This is a genomic window from Pseudomonas sp. KH_021 (genome assembly GCF_057838865.1).
Window position 1 is genome coordinate 23,867 of sequence record NZ_JBYQOU010000002.1, and the last position, 16,076, is coordinate 39,942.

General features: G+C 52.5%; 20 protein-coding genes. 9 read left to right on the forward strand and 11 right to left on the reverse strand.

All coding sequences use genetic code 11. The features are described 5' to 3' along the window. Nucleotides 1–15 precede the first annotated feature (15 nt). Nucleotides 16–444 (forward strand): hypothetical protein, encoded by a 429-nt coding sequence (locus tag AC3IX4_RS28905; protein ID WP_489261539.1) that lies wholly within the window; start codon nucleotides 16–18, stop codon nucleotides 442–444. A 237-nt stretch (nucleotides 445–681) separates the two neighbouring features. Further along, nucleotides 682–1,113: a hypothetical protein gene (locus AC3IX4_RS28910; RefSeq protein ID WP_489261540.1), complete on the forward strand. Its 432-nt coding sequence runs from the start codon at nucleotides 682–684 to the stop codon at nucleotides 1,111–1,113. A gap of 474 nt (nucleotides 1,114–1,587) precedes the next feature. On the opposite strand, the gene AC3IX4_RS28915 is transcribed toward AC3IX4_RS28910, so the two are convergent. The 4 genes from AC3IX4_RS28915 to AC3IX4_RS28930 all read right to left on the reverse strand — a co-directional run bounded on the left by AC3IX4_RS28915 (nucleotide 1,588) and on the right by AC3IX4_RS28930 (nucleotide 3,566). Next, nucleotides 1,588–1,788, reverse strand: coding sequence for a hypothetical protein (locus AC3IX4_RS28915; protein WP_489261541.1), 201 nt, complete (start codon nucleotides 1,786–1,788; stop codon nucleotides 1,588–1,590). Beyond that, on the reverse strand, nucleotides 1,785–2,579 hold the full coding sequence (locus tag AC3IX4_RS28920) for a hypothetical protein (protein WP_489261542.1): 795 nt from the start codon (nucleotides 2,577–2,579) through the stop codon (nucleotides 1,785–1,787). The genes AC3IX4_RS28915 and AC3IX4_RS28920 overlap by 4 nt, the downstream gene beginning before the upstream one ends. Nucleotides 2,580–2,692: 113 nt before the next feature. After that, a complete protein-coding gene (locus AC3IX4_RS28925) occupies nucleotides 2,693–2,968 on the reverse strand; it encodes a hypothetical protein (protein WP_489261543.1) in 276 nt (91 codons plus the stop codon). Between the two features lie 52 nt (nucleotides 2,969–3,020). Beyond that, the gene (locus tag AC3IX4_RS28930) at nucleotides 3,021–3,566 is read right to left on the reverse strand and encodes a hypothetical protein (protein ID WP_489261544.1); all 546 of its coding nucleotides are present in this window, start codon (nucleotides 3,564–3,566) and stop codon (nucleotides 3,021–3,023) included. Nucleotides 3,567–3,951: 385 nt separating this feature from the next. On the opposite strand from AC3IX4_RS28930, the gene AC3IX4_RS28935 reads away from it, so the two are divergent. Together AC3IX4_RS28935 and AC3IX4_RS28940 are read left to right on the forward strand one after the other, a co-directional pair. Further along, nucleotides 3,952–4,209 (forward strand): hypothetical protein, encoded by a 258-nt coding sequence (locus tag AC3IX4_RS28935; RefSeq protein WP_489261545.1) that lies wholly within the window; start codon nucleotides 3,952–3,954, stop codon nucleotides 4,207–4,209. Between the two features lie 130 nt (nucleotides 4,210–4,339). After that, entirely contained in the window at nucleotides 4,340–4,570 is a 231-nt protein-coding gene (locus tag AC3IX4_RS28940) for a hypothetical protein (RefSeq protein WP_489261546.1), read from the forward strand. A gap of 485 nt (nucleotides 4,571–5,055) precedes the next feature. Here AC3IX4_RS28940 and AC3IX4_RS28945 read toward each other — a convergent pair whose 3' ends face one another. Together AC3IX4_RS28945 and AC3IX4_RS28950 are read right to left on the reverse strand one after the other, a co-directional pair. Further along, entirely contained in the window at nucleotides 5,056–5,571 is a 516-nt protein-coding gene (locus tag AC3IX4_RS28945) for a hypothetical protein (RefSeq protein WP_489261547.1), read from the reverse strand. Nucleotides 5,572–5,579: 8 nt separating this feature from the next. Then, nucleotides 5,580–5,936, reverse strand: a complete 357-nt coding sequence (locus AC3IX4_RS28950; RefSeq protein WP_489261548.1) for a hypothetical protein — start codon at nucleotides 5,934–5,936, stop codon at nucleotides 5,580–5,582. A gap of 707 nt (nucleotides 5,937–6,643) precedes the next feature. Between AC3IX4_RS28950 and AC3IX4_RS28955 the strand changes: the two genes are divergently transcribed. The 4 genes from AC3IX4_RS28955 (at nucleotide 6,644) to AC3IX4_RS28970 (ending at nucleotide 9,188) form a co-directional block, all read left to right on the forward strand. Continuing rightward, complete coding sequence (locus AC3IX4_RS28955; protein ID WP_411961241.1) at nucleotides 6,644–6,838, forward strand: hypothetical protein; 195 nt, start codon at nucleotides 6,644–6,646, stop codon at nucleotides 6,836–6,838. A 49-nt stretch (nucleotides 6,839–6,887) separates the two neighbouring features. Beyond that, the gene (locus AC3IX4_RS28960; protein WP_411961242.1) at nucleotides 6,888–7,532 is read left to right on the forward strand and encodes a hypothetical protein; all 645 of its coding nucleotides are present in this window, start codon (nucleotides 6,888–6,890) and stop codon (nucleotides 7,530–7,532) included. Nucleotides 7,533–7,865: 333 nt separating this feature from the next. Beyond that, nucleotides 7,866–8,543: a GNAT family N-acetyltransferase gene (locus tag AC3IX4_RS28965; RefSeq protein WP_489261549.1), complete on the forward strand. Its 678-nt coding sequence runs from the start codon at nucleotides 7,866–7,868 to the stop codon at nucleotides 8,541–8,543. Nucleotides 8,544–8,801: 258 nt separating this feature from the next. After that, nucleotides 8,802–9,188 (forward strand): hypothetical protein, encoded by a 387-nt coding sequence (locus tag AC3IX4_RS28970; protein WP_489261550.1) that lies wholly within the window; start codon nucleotides 8,802–8,804, stop codon nucleotides 9,186–9,188. Here AC3IX4_RS28970 and AC3IX4_RS28975 read toward each other — a convergent pair. Beyond that, on the reverse strand, nucleotides 9,148–10,341 hold the full coding sequence (locus AC3IX4_RS28975; protein WP_489261551.1) for a helix-turn-helix domain-containing protein: 1,194 nt from the start codon (nucleotides 10,339–10,341) through the stop codon (nucleotides 9,148–9,150). The genes AC3IX4_RS28970 and AC3IX4_RS28975 overlap by 41 nt on opposite strands. Further along, entirely contained in the window at nucleotides 10,338–10,751 is a 414-nt protein-coding gene (locus AC3IX4_RS28980; protein WP_489261552.1) for a hypothetical protein, read from the reverse strand. Before AC3IX4_RS28980 ends, AC3IX4_RS28975 begins: the two co-directional genes overlap by 4 nt. Nucleotides 10,752–11,226: 475 nt before the next feature. Here AC3IX4_RS28980 and AC3IX4_RS28985 point away from each other — a divergent pair, with 475 nt between their 5' ends. Next, nucleotides 11,227–13,005, forward strand: coding sequence for a hypothetical protein (locus AC3IX4_RS28985; protein WP_489261553.1), 1,779 nt, complete (start codon nucleotides 11,227–11,229; stop codon nucleotides 13,003–13,005). Nucleotides 13,006–13,037: 32 nt separating this feature from the next. On the opposite strand, the gene AC3IX4_RS28990 is transcribed toward AC3IX4_RS28985, so the two are convergent. Genes AC3IX4_RS28990 through AC3IX4_RS29000 form a run of 3 tightly spaced genes read right to left on the reverse strand, consistent with a single transcriptional unit; the run spans nucleotide 13,038 to nucleotide 16,052 of the window. Then, nucleotides 13,038–14,132, reverse strand: a complete 1,095-nt coding sequence (locus tag AC3IX4_RS28990; RefSeq protein ID WP_411961247.1) for a hypothetical protein — start codon at nucleotides 14,130–14,132, stop codon at nucleotides 13,038–13,040. 11 nt (nucleotides 14,133–14,143) lie between these two features. Continuing rightward, entirely contained in the window at nucleotides 14,144–15,274 is a 1,131-nt protein-coding gene (locus AC3IX4_RS28995) for a toxic anion resistance protein (protein ID WP_411961248.1), read from the reverse strand. A 13-nt stretch (nucleotides 15,275–15,287) separates the two neighbouring features. Then, nucleotides 15,288–16,052: a toxic anion resistance protein gene (locus tag AC3IX4_RS29000; RefSeq protein WP_489261554.1), complete on the reverse strand. Its 765-nt coding sequence runs from the start codon at nucleotides 16,050–16,052 to the stop codon at nucleotides 15,288–15,290. Between the last annotated feature and the right edge of the window lie 24 nt (nucleotides 16,053–16,076).

Genomic DNA, 16,076 nt, shown 5'->3' on the forward strand with positions numbered 1-16,076 from the left:
TTGGAAATTGATCTGATGGACGTTGAACGCACTGTATTGGAAGCGGTGAAGGGCTTACTGGCAGCACCGCTTGAAACCATGCCATGGCATGACTTTGATCTTGAGCCTGGGGATATGCACGATAGGGGAGAGCTCCTGGTGCTGTGTCAACAGCGAACTGACTCTGACGTCCGGACGAAAGTTTTGCGGGCAGAATTTCTGCACGACGAAAAGCAGGTGTACATCACGAACATCTTTATGCCCGAAGCGATGACGCGGAATCGGCTCGGTAAGAGAGTAATCAAAGCAATGTACGAAGCTTGTGCTCAGCACGAGTATCACTTGTTAATCGTAGATATGGTCGACTCATTCTATCAACGCATGCTGGCGCGGGGAGCCCAACGTATAGACGGTGATTCTGTTCAGATCATGCGTACGACCAATTTAGTCGATGATGTGGTCTGAATGGTGCTGAATCGTTTGCAGCGGAGAGGTGCTTGGCTGCTTTCCCTGGGCATTTGGTTGCGTTTGTCAATGCTGTGAGATAGTTGAGCGAGCGCATAGCCTCGTTATTTGATGCGCTCCTTGTGCGTTCCTACAGATCAAGGTGTTTCTGGGGTAGGAGAGATCGACGAGGACAGCGTCGTTCTCATGGGCGAGACCCTTAGGCCGCAAGATATCGATTTTCACCAGGAGTTTTTGATGATCAAGCTTGAAGAAACAATTATCGAGCTCGCGCAAAACGAGTTGCAGACGATCAAATCGTTTGTCGGGAAGACGAAGTTCAGCATGGAGGAACGCCAGAGTTTGATCGACGCGTTTCTAAGCAGCGGTGCTTTTACGCAACTGGCTTTGATGAGCAACAGCGGTATGAGTGAGGACGCTGGCGTCGTTCTGCGCGAGATCGAGTCTGAACGCGCGCGAACCTTCGGTTCTATCGATGCATCAGCAAGCGATAACGAGTCTCATAATGCGGCAATGGAGGCAATCAAGTTTTCACTTTCAGAGGCAAAGGGCCAAGCGTTTTTGCGGTACTGGGTAAGCGGTGATTTTGACGCTATTCGCAATGAGTGGCCGAAAGCGCCTGAAGGCGTATTCATCGGAGCTGATTATTTCCACGTGCCTTCTAACTGAGTAACATGCGTTGTCGTTCACGTACCGTGAATCGGGTGCGGCGGCAACTTCATTGGCAGAGTGCTTCTAAGGCTTATAGCTGGGTGACAGTCCAAACGAGCTGGTGAAGCATTCTGCCAATGAATTTGAAATCGGCAATGAACAAAGGGCTCGTATTGAGCCCGTGTTCGTTTCAGAGATTACGATTAGTCGAGATCATCAGCGCAACGCTCGACCATCAGTTCGAACAACCACCGCAATAATTCCCTCCAAGCGATTCGAAAAAACCACTGAAGACATTTCTTAACCCAACTGCGAAATTTTGGCATGTTGTTGCTCCATTCGTGACAGCACCGCCAGCAAGGGATGGCGGGGCCGGATCGGTGGAACCCCGATCGAATGGTCATTTACAGTTTTCATTTCGGCCCTTTTTTCAAAGGCTTTGGCTATCCATTGATTAATGGATTCAACGAAATAAAAAGGGTTGATTTGGAATTACGCGGGCATTTTCTTTGCTTGGAGGCTCTCGACCTGCATGCGCTTCAAGCAACGTTTGCAGCTTACGTGATCCAGGTAAATCGTAAGATGCTTCGCATCAAATTCGGCCTGGGTGCCGCATGCAATTTCCGAATCGCCTTCGGGATCTGCCTCGGTGGGTGCGCAGGTGATAATTTCTAAATGCACTCGACGTTTCATACGTCAACTTCCTCGGTATCGGCATCGGCATCGGCAGGCGGCACCGGCAGCGCACGAATCTTCGCTAGGTCATAGAGGTAAACCTCAACACTTACCAATTGCGAACCGTTGCGGTTTTCGCGGCTGACAAACTGACCGATCCGCGCATCCCCTAGGCGCTGGGCGAACAGTGAGCGCAGCGCCTCGCGGCTTTGCTGACAATCCTGGACTCCCTTGTCCCCTTCGTCGTCCAGAAGCACAAAACCACGAGTACGCAGTTCGGCCAGCCACAGCGCCATGCGCTCCTTGCGTGTAGCCCCCTCCGGCGCCACCACTTGCGGACGACAGCTTAGGAACTGGCAAGAAAACGACACCCTGGTGCTGTGCTCGCCAAAGGCCACGTCACTGACATGACCGAAGCCCTCCAGCTGCCACCAGGCGTACAGTTGGCGCGTTAAGCCGTGCAGCGCTGGTTGGATGGCTTCGATGGGCTGCGCTTGGCCCAACAGGGCCTCCACCTCCCGCACACGCAGGTTGGCGCGACGAATATCGCCATGGCGCTGCTCGATGCGCTCGGCCGACTCTGTGGCCACGCCCATCAGCTTGCCTAGGGTGGCGAGGTCAATCTCGGATAAGTTCAGTGCGCCGCTGGCCATCTCCCGCGACAGACCTTCGTTGTCGAAAAAGAACGGGATCATTTGCAGGTGCTGCTGGATCTTCTTCACCGTTGCGCGGATTTCGGCCTGCTGGTCCGGGGTAAACGGCAGCGGTTCCTTATCGGCAGCGGATGTAACGGGGAACGTCAATTTCACGGGGTCAATATCCTTTTCACGGACGCGAATCTGGCGTCCTTCTACTGCTTGGCCCCGCTTTCACGGCAGGGCTTAGTGGTTTTCTCGCATGCGAGAAATGAGGATCCGGGTTGTTACTGTTGCTCGATGAATCTGATCAGTGATTCAACGGTTGGCTCGGCAAGTCCGTGGTTCGCGTAGAAATGAAAGCCTTCTTCTTCGTCGTCCCACAGCGCCAGTTCGACAGGGCCGAACGACCAGCGCTGACCGTTAAGAGAAAACTCAGGCCACTCCTCGTGAAGCAATTTCACCCACTCTCTGCCAGCCTCATCTTTCTGCTGGCAGTCGCCACAAAGGCCGATCTGCGATTCCTCAAGGTTTGCGAAACAGCCGCATTGCTCGATGTCCATTTGCCCTTTTCCTTAGTAATTCAGATATTGGATTTCAAACGTTTTCACTTTGTCACGCCATGCCAACGGCTTTATCAAGCGCTGCGCTGAACAGTTCGGAAACGTCGGTTCCGTCTTGAAGTGTTTCAACGAATTGGCCTTTTTCGACCTTCAAGAACACCGTAATACCGGTGACCGTGCAGGTAACAGAGTCAGGCATTTTTTCATCGTCGTAGGCCGCGCAATGGGCAGCCGAGATGAGATTCACCAACTCCCCACTGTACAAACCATCCATGATGGTGAAGCCGCCTTCCGGAGAAACTGGGGCGACCTTGTTTGCAGTCAGGTCGTAGACCTCATCAGCGGTGAACGAAACTCGATATACCAACCCCTTATCGATCAGGCTGCCGAGACAGTTACGAATTTTCAGGCCGTTGTTCGATTTGGTGACGTTCAGAGCGGTCACGGCTGGGACGATGCCGGTGATCCACTCGCCCTTACCAGCGGTGATAGCATCCAAGATTGCCTTGGTGATCAGCTGGTTGCGCTGAGTCGTGTTCATCTTGGTCACAGGTTTGACTGCGCGAAGGGCTTTGGCGGTGAGTGCTGGAGTGTTCATATTCACTTCCGTGATCAGGGGCTGCGATTGGCTTTGCGTATTCGCCGTTCTAGGCTAACGACGCTCTGAATAAATCTTCCCATGATGAGAAATAATGCAACGCCACAGCTGTTAAACCAGCGCCCCTTCACCTCAACAACATCACCGTAACTTCGCAGCTCAACGCTTGTCACAATGGTCATGGAGGCATTGCTGCAATCGCGAAAGCTGATGGGTTTCTTGGTTGTGAAATGGCGAATGCTCCACGTCATTGGCGTCGTGGTCCGACGCTAATGAATCGTTCCAGGTGAACCGCGTAGAGCACCGGCCCAATCCTATATGCACCACAAAAAATCTTGCTCTGGGCCTGGCAATTCCCAAGCTGAAAAGAGAGGCCCCGGTACTTATGAGCGAAGATTCGGTAATGAAGTCTAATGAGCTTCAACGATGGGAGGATCATTACAACGATCAGAGCGCACTGATCCAAGATCCCGAGGGACAGCAGTTCTTGCTGATCGGGCTGGCCAATCAATTGCACCAAAGAAAATTGATTAATCCTGACGAACTGGCTGATCTGCTCGAACAGGCTGACGCCGCGTATGCTTTCGGAGTTGAGGCGCAATTGACTGAGGAGCTAAATCGCAAAGAGAAGCCTGGTGCATGACAAATCACTGGATGGGGACAAGTACAAGAAGCACAGGAATCAATCAAAAGGCCGCTGAAAACTTCAATTCTTTAGCGGTAATTTTGGGTGGAGTGCCCCAGGTCGTTCATTAAGCTGCGGAGGACAATCGATGACTGTGCTGACGCCCTATCAGACCGCGGTTTATTCAGAGGTCAGCGAGCTGCTTGACGAAGAGGGTTATGGTGATCTGTTGCACGGTCAACCAGTTGATGTGCAAGACGCACTAGCTCAAATGCTATTGGACGCAAACGAAATGCTCGGAAGGGCGCATCGATTGCAGGCCTTGCTGCATGAAGCGGACAGAGCCGCCGCAGATACGCAAGCGCATGATGGTGAATAGAGATACTCGAATCTCGCCGAGAGCGTTGCATTTTCTGGACGGGTGCGAAAATTTCGTGGACGACAATTCGCGTCTACGGAATTAGAGATTTTGATGATGGATAACCTACTTATCACGTTTCAACTACCCTATGGGTTTACCGGCGTTCAGGCACATATTTCACCGCTTCAGAGCCAGGAGGCCTACATTGCGGTGGGTGCTGATGGTGTCGTAGATGGGGGGTGTTTCACCGAGTCGGAAATTACCCAGCAATGGTTTGCTGATGCCGTTGCGCACGGTGCCGTAGTGCTTCGTGGCCCACGGTCAATTGCGAACAGTCTGTTTGGCCAAAGCCTGTCAGCTTTCGGAGAGGTAAGGATTGTGGAAGGTTACGAAGGTCAGCCGTAGCCCTAAGCGATCCATGCACCGCCAGTCGGGGCATAACAGCAGATCAAGTCGAATCGGGAGTTCCTGGAAAGGCGTGGCGGCGGTGGAGAAGATTCTTCCTATGCGGCCTTGAATCGCAGAACCCCAGCTCTCCATTTAGCGACGTTAGCGATCGCGCTTTTCAGTACGGTGGTTACACCAGTCTCAATTGGCGCATCTGTGCCGAAGATGAGTACGACCTTCGCGCCTTCCTTAAAAACGACGCCCTGGCCGTGCTCAGAACTCACCTGGGCACGGTCACCGCTTCCATACACGTCCAACTCTACCGCCCGGAATCTCAATTCCATGCACCCACCGTCCCTCGTTGGTTTAACTTTCGCGGTGAGGTCGCCCAGTGATACGGCTAGGCCCTGTTTATCGTCCACAACAAGGTTTTTGGTTTTATCTAACTGGACAACGTAAACCCCTTCGGGGCTTTGCTCGCAGACGTAAATGACAGGGGCGGTTTGTAAAAGCTTCGAAATCTCAGCTTTAAAATCCCCAAGAGTGAAAAGCGCAGCAGGATCTAGGTGTGGCATGAGCAGTCCGCGTTCGGGAAAAAACCTCATTGTAGGGAGATGCTCCAGCACGGCCAAGAACCATCTCACACACTTTTTGAGATTGCCGCCGTCATGTCTGTTAGAACGGAAATCGCGAAGTCGCGTGCTGCGTTTTTCGCGCAATCAAGCGACTCGAATCCTGCAGATATCTTGCCTAAAAAAATGAGGGCGTACTCAGTCCCGTCATCGGCCCACTGCATAGCGAGCATTTGCTGGCCTGCAAAGTTTGTTGAGTTGATGACATCCGTTTCTCCAGTCCAGCACTGACGATGGTTGCTGGCTGCCTGGTAATCGGGAAGTTTTGCCGAACGGTTCATAAACGCCCCTTTAGACATTGGTGGCGGGTGCACTGTCGCTTCGGAGGCGGTGCTAAGCCTTGTAAGAGGAAGCAATTTTTTCATGGGAAGAACTCTCAAATCATCCTAAATCGACCCCTAGGTGGGGGCCAACTCAAAATGCTTTGCAGGCCTGACGAGTAGGAAATGTTGTCGGCTATCCAACAAGGTCCAGTCCTGACAACGGGATTGGCTAACGACAACTGCTCATCTGCTCTGCCCTTTGTAGTTCGAGTCAGCGTTGGGTAACTCTTCCTCGATCCCTTTCTTGCTTTGCGTTTTCTGCTGCTATGGGAAAATTCCAGTATCGAGCATGGCTTACGGCTCAATCCGTTTTCTGACTACAAGACTGCTGAGGACAGCATCATGAGTGAATATTTCGTCCCGTTGGTATCTCTCCCTCTCGTTATCGATGGGGCAGGGGAATACCTAACTCGGGGTGGGGACCAGGTCACTATTAAGCGCGCTTCGACAAGGCATGATTTTGAATGTACCGGTGACTACGTGGAGTGCGGGACCGCGGACCATTGGCACAAGAGCGGTCGCATTCTTGCCACGACTGAGACACGCAACGACATCGTTCGGCGTATCAAATAAATCCTCCCCGATTTTCTGGAGCCGTGCGAGAAAAACGGGGAAGGGATCATTGCTGAGCGGTGTGCTGCAGTCCTCGGCCACGAACCATCCCCTGCCGGGGGGTAATCGAACGAACGAACTGAGCTATGGCCATCCCACAATGAATCGGTAATTACACCTTCCTGGGATGAGCGACCATGTGCAAACAGATAGCATTAGCCGAGCTGGACAAAGAAATTGATGCAGTAATGACCGACCCATCGTCCAGTGGTTGGCTGAAAGAGGCGTTGCAAGCGGCATTGGCGCGAGACCCTGTCGATGTTGCAAACGAAGCTGAATTTCTCAGTGACCTACTGGGGCGCCGTTGTAACTCATTGCTGGCAACACCTTAAACAATATCGCTCGTGGTAATTCCAATGAGCCTTTTGACATGGACTGATCATGTACTTCACTGCCTGTACTCTTCTGCTTGCCCTGGCGTCCTACAAGATGATGAGGCCGATGTTGCTCGGAGACATTCACGGCTTCCATCGGTCGATTGTATGGGCCGTAGCACCGTTGATGATGGGGGCCCCAATCTGGTCGTCATTCTATGACGCCTACATGTTTCAGTCGGGCGGGGGGCTGACGCCGACGCAAGGAACCGTCTCGGTGATCATTTCCCTGGTCGGAGCTTCTTTGATCGTTCTTCAAGCCATGTATGGGCTTTTTCGGATTTGGAGTACAGACAAGACCGTGCATTTCTGGTCGATGGGCGTTTGTGTCATAGGCATTTGTTTAGGCGGTGTTGGAGCTGTCGCCGCAGGTAAACAGTTGTCCTTTGTCGACTCTCATTCTGGCATGGTGAATTTCGAAGTTTTTCGCTCGGAAGTGCATGACATGAAGTGCGAAAGCGACATCATTATTGCCAATTATGTGGAGGGAGAGCCTGCCAAATATCGGTGCCCAACTGGATTTCTCTTTAACCAATTTGGTGGGGCGCCCTTTGCTCCTTGGCCAGATTACACCGAGGGCTCAAGCGCCGATCTCGGTCAGGCGCTCGGCGAAGTCATGCGAACCAGCATCGGACCTGACCCCATCGAGTAGAGACAAGAAAACTGTACCACCGGCCTCGCAATGCGGGGCCGGGTCAGTAGAAGAACCACTCACCTTTAGCGCAATAGGGAGATTGTTATGCCTGAAGATTCAAACCCACCCGTGAACCTCGACGATGTGCTCGCCAGGATGGCTAAGACTTTTCCGCACCGTATTGTCACTGTGACTCAGGACATTCGAATGCTGAAAAGCGGAACAGTGGCACAAAAGGAAGGGGGCCAGCCGTCCAGACTGCAGGAGAAAGTCGTTCTTCCACCTCGCTGAGTACTGGCATCAGTAGAAGCAAATCCGCCCAGTTTAATAAATCACGTTCCAGGGTTACCAATGCCTACAGTCCTTTATCACGATACGCCTCCCTCAAAGCAAGTGACTCACCAGGTTCTTCAAATGGTGGTGACCTACTTAACTGACCTGAGCATGCTGGCCGTGCCGCCTAGTAACCCCCTTTATAACGTCTACCGTTGGACTTTGCCCTGCGAAGTCGATTTGTACCTTCAGCGGATTGGGCAGATGCCCGCTGCCCCCGTTGAGTTAATTGTGGCTTACGACGATATGAATCCTACGGAATCCGTTGGATTCCTGTTGTATTTGCCCGTTCCAACCCACCCTGACGCCTGCGGGGTTACCTACATGGCCGTGAAGCAGTCGCACCGTCGGCGGGGCTTCGGCACTGCCATGATGCGACAGGCGATTGCCAGGTACCCGCATGTTGAGTTGACTTGCCCCGTTAAAAAAGTACCGTTCTACGAGCAATTGGGGTTTCAGGTTATTGACTCGGAAAACACACAGGTTGTGATGAACACTCGATCGGCAAGTACGACGGGTTTGATGGGGATTGTCGACGTGGCACCCATCTACCAGTCACCTCAAGCCAAAGAGATTCATGCGCAGCTGGTGAACAGGTGGGGTATTAAGGTTATGGCGAATGCTGAGAAACAGCTTCAACGGCACGCGGATCAACTCGCACGTCAAGCCGCATCGTACGTCCGAGAGCGTCTTTGATTGAATCGGGGAGTTATTCGCCGTGTAGGGCGGACTGATATGAAGGCTCTGCGAAAGGCCCTGGCCGAGGCCTATCCATTCGGAGAGCGCGAAACTCTCCGTACAAGGCGTGGCTCACCGAGGTACGTCGTTAGTTAGGCCACCCCCTGAATACACCCAAGTCAGATCCGGCGAATCGACAAACAGACATGTTCAGACAGAGGTAAGGCGCTTATGAGGCTAAAACTTCCTTCAAGCCTCCAACGGGTCGCTGCAATCATGCTTTCGCTTGGCATAACCGCTGCCGCACAAGCTGCTGAGGATTACCGGTGCACGATTGAGCGCTACTCCCGCGCGGAGGGTGATTCCGGCCCAACATTTAGAATGCTGCAGAGCACATTCGTGGGGAAGCAGTTTACCGTCGACCGATTTTCAGGAATTACCATCGGTGCTTTGAAAAACTCAGTCGACGCAAAGCCTCAGGTGATTGACCGAGGGGGCAAAGACAATTCTTTCAAAGTGGTATCGTACGTAAGAACTAATGAGTTTTTGCCAGGGTCAAACGTGTCTGCATTGAACGTCATGGAGTTCGTTGCGGGCGAAAAGAAACCGTTCAACTATATGCTCAACGACGGCGTTTTTTTTGGGACCTGTGAGCACTTCTAAGGCGTGGGCCGTAGAGGGGCGGCCCACTCCTGTCGTCTCTACTTCCAATTCGACCGTTACGTTGCTGGCGGCTGATTTGCGGCAGTAAGAAATGCGACCAGTGCTTGAGCGCGGTACCGGTGATGGTGGTCGTCATTTCGTTGATAACCTCGCCCGAGCTGCAGTTCAAGCAGCAGAGCGTTAGAGTGATGAGGGCACCTGGTTCAGTCGAAACCGACAAGACATAGCGCTGATTTAAAGATGGATTTCTACTGAGCTCAATACGTCTATTGGCCGGTAGATCAGCGCATTCTGCAGTTGCATGCACGATGTCCTGCGGACTCCACCCTCGCGTTAAGTGCAGCTTGGTCAACGTAGGTAGGCTCTTAAACGTCACCTCGATCAGCCCCTCCCTTTCTCGAAGTACCCAGTTCTCTCGTTTTGCTTGAGCGTCCACATATTGTTTTCGTGAACCAATGCCTGGGAGGCCTTCGACGGTTGTGAGGGGAAGCCAGAGGCCGGTTGCGAGGTCAAGCATGTGTCGGGGATCAATCACGCGCTGCGTCGCAAAAGCGGGCTTACCGCTACGCGATTTCAGTGGCGCGCCATCTGACTTGTAACGATCCGGCCAGATTGTCTGAGGCAGGTGCCCCAGACATCTTGCGACGAGCGTTTGAGGTTGGTCGTAGGCGTGATTCGCCAGATTGTAGATGGCGCTCCGACGCAATGAGAGCTCGTTGGCCAGCTGTTTGATCGCCATACCGCGTGCTTTGAGCTGTTCCATGATCCAACCCCACTTGGCTTTTGCGTCTGTCGGCATCGCGGCGATGTCCGCGGGAACAGCTGACCAGCCTTCGATCAGTTCCATGAGTTGGTGTTTAGCCTCACCCACGCTGAGACCCAGTAAAGGGCCCATCAGTAGGTCTATTTGATTCTGATGGTCCTCACTCCACACCGTCTTGTATCGCTCAGGAAACAGCACCTCAGGAGCTATTTGTAGTGCGCTGGCGATCGCTTGCTGGGCGGCAGGATAGTGCTTTGTTTTCGCCATGGCAGGAGATGACACGTCGAAATCGCGGCCGATTTTTTCAAACGACAGACCTTCCTGGTGCAAGGTTTCTTTAATGGCATCCCAGCGAACCGTCCACGGGATGTTCGGGTAGAGAATCTTCATTGAAGGCACTCCCGCAGCGTCGATGGGCAGTGAATGCGAACGCTTGAAAGGCCACTGGCACGAGGCTTGGCGACTCCCGCATTTGGGCCGGTCACTGGAGAGAAGAGATTGCCTATGAGCTCCGGAATGAGGGGAGCCACATTGTTCCGAATAAAGGCTTTTGCCTGACTGCAGGCGGCGTAATAGCCGTCCTGGCCAAACAGATTCGTATCTAGCACCTGAAGGCACTCACCATCAATTTCCGTGTGCAGATACACACGAAGAAAGCTTCGTTGCTTTATGCAGGCGTCATCCTGTCGTTCGAGAGTCACGCTGTAACCCCAACATAGTTGTCGGGTCCGGTTGCTGTTCGTAACCGACCATTGAAGTCCGGAGACTCTGCTTTCGATTTTCTTCTTGAGACTATTCATGGAGCACTCCCATTGGATTATTGGGAGTCTGAAGGGGCTGCAGAGAATGCAACTTTGAATGGGGTCGGATTTGGGTGCAGGGCCAGAATTGATTGCGAAGGGGTTTAGTCAGCCGTGTATTTGCCGATAAAAGAATGTCCTCAATTCGGGGGGTAATTGTGAAGTTCGATAAGGAAACCTGAATGTAAGGTGGGCACGTTTTAAACCCTCCACACAAGGAACAAGGATCAATATGGCATTATCTGACCAGGCCGCTGGCAGACGGACCTTCAGTCATGGAACGTCAGACTCATTTGAAACCGTGACCCCCCAATCCGTAGTTTCACTTGAGGTACCTCCGCTACCGCTGTGTTTCGTCACTGATGAGTGTGGTGAGGCTTGGGCCGCGATATTGGGGTCGAATAAGCGGGTGAGTGAGTTCGCGGAAAAGCTCCGGAAAGTAAAAGTTCGTTGCGCCTGGGGCTCCAGAAAGCATATGAAATTTCAGCAGGATGCTCACTTGCTGACAGCTTTCTACTCGGAGGCAGATTTGATTAATCAGCTGGCCAAGCAAATGACGGACCATCAGCTTCAACAGTACAAGCCAATGTCTATCACCATGTCATTTCTCGGGGAGTTGGTTGGGCGAGAAAGAACGAATGGATACCAGCAGATAAAGGATGGTGACAATTCCGCGAATTTCGAGCGGGAAATATTGAGTCGATTCCCCGCTTCCCGCTATGTTTTCAGCTACGGCTGGGGAGAGACATCCTATCAAGCACTGGCAGTCCTAGCTGACGTTCTGGGCCTCATAGAGTCCGAAGGCGGCAAGCGATATTACCAAGCGTGCTTCGCAGCGTATGCATGCATGAGGGAGCTCATCGATACGCACGTCCCCCTCGCACAGATCCATCACAGTGAAAAAATTCGCAACGCCCTGGGCGGTGTTCTTGCTTACAAGTTAGCCAAAGAGAAAGCACAGCGCTCAGATGGGTTTCTTCCTTTGGCAGCGGCAAGTTCGTTACGCGCAGCTCTTGGGGCGCATTCACGTCGTCTTAGTACTGGGTGGTCTGATCCATCCGATTTACTTCGAGTGATGTCTAGCCTCCACTCAATGTGGGGGGAGGGGCGGGTAGGCTTTGCTGCCGCGGCTGAGGAAGTGGCTAATACCTACGTGCTGCCGAAAGCGAAAGGTTTTTTACTCCGCCTTGAAGAAGCAGAGGTTGCGGCCCATCAAGGAGCTCGCACCTCATCAAGCTCAATTGAACTGATTGATTCCTTCAAGCTCAGCGATATCGAAACGGCAATTTCCGTCCTCCACGTGGCTGCTTTGTCTCCCCTTTGGTTGCGTTTCGATTTCACAGGGTATTTTCAAGAAATCGAGACACTGGTCAGTGAGGCCGAGGCACTCGCAAAAGAGATAGCAGACAGTAGGGCGCGTATCGTTGAACTTTCCCAAGAAAAGCACCTGGATGTTACGGCGATCGGCTGCGAGGCTTCCCGCGTGTCGGCGTCGACAACCAAATTCGAAGGGAAGATTTTATACGTCACTCAGATGATTTCTGTCCTGAGTCAGATGCTGTCCTCTGTGATCGATGCTTGGTTGGGCGTAACCGCGGAGCAAGGACAACGCTCTGGTGCATCGGAGGATGACGCGCAGTTGCTGGCGCTCGCACAGGATGAAGTCACGGTTTTAAAAACTGAGTTATCCGATTTGAAGCGAGACAATCACCAGGCGCTAGCAAAAACCGCACGTCAGTCGTCGGAGGGGGCGCTTGTGTCGATAGACGACAAGTCGATTCCGGTGACTCTACTGCGAAAAATCATTCGGGAACCTAAACTGCTCTCTCCAGCTGACGTTTTGACGATCATGTCTGGCGTAGCCAAGGAGCGTATGAAGGTTCTTCCTTCGGCATGGAGGTCAGCCCAAGAGTCCAAAAGGTTTGAGTACTCAGACCGGTTGATCGAGCTAATCGACCTTCTTGTGTTCGACTATCGGGATGCAATAGGGAGCGGTCGCCCTGACTCCGAAGCAAGGAATATTCTTGGGTCGGCCTACAGTGCCAAGGAATCACATACCGTCAGCTCGGCGCCAACGATGCGCGCAGAGCGCACCTACTCTGTCGACGGTGAGGATGTATATTTTGAAAAGCACCTGAGGATAGGAACCTGCACGGGCCCAGTGCGAGGATTGCGTCTTTATTTCGAAGTCATCAAGGGCGTCGTGGTGATCGGTTACTGTGGAAAACATCTGACCGTCGTGTCGACGAACTGAAAACAAAAAAGCCCCAGATCTGGGGCTTTTTTCTACTTCATAGGTATCCAACTTTTGGGATCAAACGCTCGATGTAGCAGCTCTTTGATTCTTCGAACTCGTGCACCAAGGAACGCCGAGAACGAAAAGATCATGATTGAGATTAGTGCCAAGACCCAAGCAGTGCTGGAGGTAATAGACCTTACATTATCAGCTGTCGAAACGGCTTCCATACGCTCAGTTTTGTAAACCTTTGAAGGTTGAACTGTGGGTTCACCATTTCCATATGCGTCTAAGGCGTACAGAGCCTGGTCGCTGCTTTCGAAACCAGTGAAGCGACCATCGTCAAATGCAAACAGCTTCGCGACGTCGTCCCGAGCACGCGCCTTATTATGCGGGATGTCCGTGCCAGTGTTTGTACTCGGACCGTCCTTCAGTGCAATTGCGACAGAAACTTGAGCCATTAAATACTGTGAAGCAAGGGGGTGATTGTTGCCGGTGATAACCTCTCGAACCTTTGCGTAATCCAGATGTTCTACCGCTGTGTTGAATATCTCCCTTCGCGTTTTGCTGCTTTCTTCTAATCGCACGGTATTAGTAGGGAGAGATGATGAGGTGCCCATAAAAATGTTCATGATGGTAGGCACCGCCATTAATGCCAGTGCAGCCGGTATCAATGTAAATCGTCCCATAAGGACTGCCATAGCTAGGACAAGGATGCCTAGAGCTGGCCCTACAAAAGTGGCGACTTTACCAAATGCGACGGTGACAGACTCAAAAGGGTTGCCAATATAGGTTTGATTTTCGAGTGGGTTGCTGGCCTCCTCTGAGTTACCGCTACGGGATTCAATCCTTTGAAAAGCTGGAGTTGATTGATCGCCATCTAGGTATTGGAGTAGTACCTTGGGGACGTCAATTTTAGTGATCGTCGAATCCGGGCCGATATAGCCAGTCATCAGCGCGGCGCAAACCGCCACCGAACAGCAAGCAAAAGCAATTCCGGCCATGATTCCGCCTAGTTTTTTGCTTTTCGCAACCCTTTTTTCCAGCGCGTCGACCTCGTCTATGAAAGTAGGTCGCGAGTCGGGCTTATCTTGCTCTTGGGAGTGCGTTTGTGGATCTGCATTGTCGATTTTAATCTCGGTCATGTCCCCGACCCTCAGTGCACAGATGGGCTGCTGGTATTGCTCAACCGGTTGCGCAAATTACCGCGCATTCCGACGATCCGCTTTTCAGCGTTCTGCCTCTCTACAACCCCGCTCTGTTGAATTTTAATCACCTCCTCGACCGTACTGATCAGAGTGTCCTGGGCGAACTGTAGGGTCTCAATATCAATGACCAAGCGCTGGTTCGCCTTCGCAGTCGAAACCGCGTTTTGCTTGAGGAGAAGAGCGTTTTGACGAATCAATTCGTTAGTAGCGTTGTCGATATCATTGGCCATGGCCACGGCGTTTTCTTGATGCTTCAGGCTAAGAGCGAGACGATACTGTCGCCGCCAAGCAGGCACGGTGATTTCTCGGATGGTGCTGAATTTATCAATCAGCATTCCGTTGTTGGACTGAATTACCGCAATCATCGGTAGCTCTTGAAACGTACTGTGCTGGGAAACCGTCAAGTCGCCGATACGCTTGTCCAGGTTGGAGACATAAGCGTCCAGATCAGCAAGCTGTTGCACTTCCATAGGACTATTTGCCGATGCGCGCAGATGAGTTAGTTCATCAGTGAGCTCAGCAAGGCGCAGCTTGCCCGCTGCGATATGAATGCCCATCTCACGATATTCTTCCTTGACCGCTACCTTCATATTTTCGAGCGATTCGTTATGGCGACTTAGGTTTTCCTGGGTATGGTCGACTTCGCCAACCAGCGTGTCGATCTGTGCGCTCGCCGACTCGAACTGGCCCCGAATTTTGCTTGTGGATAAGCTGATGCGGTCAATCAAAGGGCCAATAAGGGGGATCTTTGATCGCAGGGCGGAAGCGCCTTTTAGATTGATGGACCGAGCGATATGGACTACTTGAGACAGCTTCTTTCCCGCTTCGTCCAGGTCGCCGGTCGTAACTGAACCGAGCAGATCGTCGGCGTCAATCTTGGCGGTACCAATGTCGCGCCCGAACTCGGAGACTGTTTTAACAATGTTCGGATTAAGCTTTTGGGCGACTTCCCGGATGCGGTCCATGTCGTCCACGTTTACGCCTAAGCCTTCGAGAGTGCGCTGATCCAGAGCGGCAGGGAGAAAGGCGGAGGTGTTCGCAACTGTTAGTTCGTTGGGCTGGTTTGATTGGGTCTTCATCGTAGAGCCTCCGTTATCCGTTCTGGTTCATAAGCGAAACTGCAAGGCTCTGCTTCAAGGCATCGTGAGCTTTGGTGGCCGCGGCCATGGTTTCGGGTTGCAGGTTTTTTGAGGTGATGAGTGCGAGCGTGTGTTGTCGCCAGACGGGGAACAGAGTGCCTACGGTTTCTCCGTGACGATCAAGCATGTCAATTGCTACGGCACGGGCCAACCTGAGCTGGTTGTTACTAAGCTCATTAGAAGCCTGCAACGTGGCCAGATTGGTTAACTTGCGGGCGAAGCGTTCTCGGGGTTTATCAAACGAGACTTCTTGCTCGGCAGGGATCCCCGCGCGCGGGTTCTCCTCAAGGTATTCGCGACCGGCCTGGAGGAGATTCCTGAGTCTTGCCTCCTCAGCACTACTGCTCACGAGCATCTCGTCAATTTTGGATACCATCCGACCGACGTTCTTGCTGATTTCCTGAGCATCGGCGAGCAGGTTTTCGAGCGTCTTTCGAGCGTGTTGGTAGCGCGCCTTCGCTTCCACGGCCTTGCCCGTAAAACGTTGAACCCAATTTGGTTTGTCATTGACGGCTTTGGGGTCAGCGTCGGACAGCTTCGCCATTATTTGGGAGAGCTTTTCGGTCAGTTGCGCGACGGGCGAGTGCTCCAACAGATCCGAATGTCCATTTATGACCAGGGTGCTCTGCTCATCGCGACCATACGTGCCGATGAGCGAGGAGTCCTGAAAAAGCTTCGGTATGACCTCGCGTTTCAGGTGTTCCACTTCAGTATTCATGCGTGGTTCCCGTGTTACTTGGGG